The organism is Planomonospora algeriensis, from assembly GCF_977012225.1.
The window spans coordinates 1-1890 of record NZ_CDRNDK010000774.1; the positions used below are offsets into that span (position 1 = coordinate 1).

The window sequence follows — 1890 nt, forward strand, 5'->3', positions numbered from 1 at the left end:
CGCGCCAGGGCCAGGTCGTCCGCCCGGGCGGTCGTCGCCGCCACGGCGGTGGCGGCGGGCGGGCTGGTGCTGCTCAACCGCGAGTTCCTCGCCCCCTACGACACCTCGGCCGGGCAGCTCGTCCTGCTGGCGGCGGGGCTCGTCTCCGCGGGCTCGTTCCTCCTGCTGCACCGGCTCGGCCGCGTCCCCGAACCGCCGCGCCTGCCGCTCCGGCCGGACGGGGGCGATGCCTGATGGCGCTCGCGCTGCTGCTCGGAGCGGGTACCGGTCTGGGGATCGTCTCCATCCTCTTCGGGCTCTGGCCCGCCCGTCCCACGCTCGCCCAGGAGCTCCACCGGCTCCGCCACGGGACCCCGGTGCGTCCCGCCGATCCCGGCGCGGGCCTCCTCGCGCGCCTCGGCCGCCCGCTGGCCGGACCGCTGGCCGCCTGGGGACTGCCCGGCGTCGCGGCCCGCCGCGACCTGGCCGTCTGCGGCGGGAGCACGAACGGCCTGCTCGGGGAGAAGGCCGTCGTCGGGCTCACGGGCGCGCTGCTGGGCCCCGCCGCCTGCGCGGCCGCGGCGTTCGCGGACGCCTCCGCGCCCTGGCAGGTCTCCGCCGGGACGTCCGCGCTCCTGGGGACGGCGGGGTTCCTCGCTCCCGACCTGGTGCTGCGATCCCGTGCGGCCCGGCGACGGGACGAGCTCCGCCACGCGCTCTCCGCCTTCCTGGACCTGGCCGTCATCGCCCTCGCGGAGGACCGCGACATCGACGGCGCGCTGACCGAGGCGGCGCGGGCCGGTGAGGGGTGGGCGTTCGAGCGGCTCGGCGTCACGGTCCGGGCCGCCCTGACCTCCGGCCGTCCCCCGTGGGCCGCGCTCGGCCGGATGGGCGAGGAGTACGGCGTGCACGAGCTGGCCGGGCTCGCCGCCGCGGGCGGGCTCGCCGGGGCCGACGCCACCCGGTTGCGCGCCTCGCTCACCGCCCGGGCGGCGGAGCTCCGGGCCCGGCGGCTCACCGAGACCGAGATCGCCGCCCGGGCCGCGACGGAGCGCATGGGCCTGCCCGTGGCGGGGCTGCTCCTCGGTTTTCTGATCTTCACCGGCTATCCGGCCGTCGCCTCGGTCCTGGCCGGACTCTGAGCGGCTGGAGGAGTCCTGAACGACTGGAGGAACGACCGAAGCGGCGGAGGAGACGACCGGAGCGGTGGAGGGAACGACCGGAAGGGGCAGGGGGACCGGGGGGCGGCGACGGTCCAGGCGGCGGTGGCGTTCCCCGCCGCGCTGGCGCTCGTCCTGATCGTCGTGCAGTTCGGGGTGTGGCGGCACGCCGTACATGTCGCGGAGGCGACGGCGGCCGAGGCGCTGGCGTCCGCCCGGGTCCACGGGGCCGGTGCGGAGGCCGGCCGGGTGAAGGCGTCGCTGCTGCTGTCCCAGATCGGACGGCCGGTGCTGCGCGACGCGCGGGCGTCGGTGTCCCGTACGGCGGACGCCGCCCGCGCCGAGGTCAGCGGGGTAGCCCAGGCGGTCGTGCCGTTCCTGGAGCTCCCGGTGCGGGTGGTCGTGCACGGTCCGGTGGAGCGGCCGGGAGACATGGGGGACGGCTGGTGAGGTCCCTGCTCGGTGGGGCGGCGTGGGGCGGAGAGTCCCTGTCCGGTGAGGCGGCGTGGGATGAGGGGCCGCTGCCCGGTGGGGCGGCGCAGGGAGGAGAACTGCTGCCTGGCGGGATGGATCGGGGTGAGGGGCCGCTGCCTGGCGGGGTTCCCCGGGCGGAGCGGGGGACCGCGGCGGTCGGGCTGGTCCTGCTCGTTCCGCTGCTGCTCCTGCTGGTCCTGGCCGCGGTCGCGGCGGGCGGCCTGGTCAGCGCGCGGCTGGAGGTCGACGGCGCCGCCCGCCAGGCCGCCGGAGTGGC

General features: G+C 78.1%; 3 protein-coding genes and 1 pseudogene. All 4 read left to right on the top strand.

What is annotated here, in order from left to right:
• Positions 1-234 (top strand): annotated as a pseudogene (locus ACWJ6R_RS35615) (type II secretion system F family protein); the annotation flags it as partial.
• Complete coding sequence (locus ACWJ6R_RS35620; RefSeq protein ID WP_449066428.1) at positions 234-1121, top strand: type II secretion system F family protein; 888 nt, start codon at positions 234-236, stop codon at positions 1119-1121. The pseudogene ACWJ6R_RS35615 and the gene ACWJ6R_RS35620, both read left to right, overlap by 1 nt.
• Positions 1122-1136: 15 nt before the next feature.
• Entirely contained in the window at positions 1137-1589 is a 453-nt protein-coding gene (locus tag ACWJ6R_RS35625) for a TadE/TadG family type IV pilus assembly protein (protein WP_449066430.1), read from the top strand.
• On the top strand, positions 1586-1890 hold a 305-nt coding region (locus ACWJ6R_RS35630), incomplete at its 3' end, for a TadE/TadG family type IV pilus assembly protein (protein ID WP_449066429.1). The genes ACWJ6R_RS35625 and ACWJ6R_RS35630, both read left to right, overlap by 4 nt.

What these genes read in the sequence shown, in the direction of transcription:
- ACWJ6R_RS35620 (WP_449066428.1), top strand. Translation starts at nt 234, where the DNA reads ATGGCGCTCGCGCTGCTGCTCGGAGCGGGTACCGGTCTGGGGATCGTC.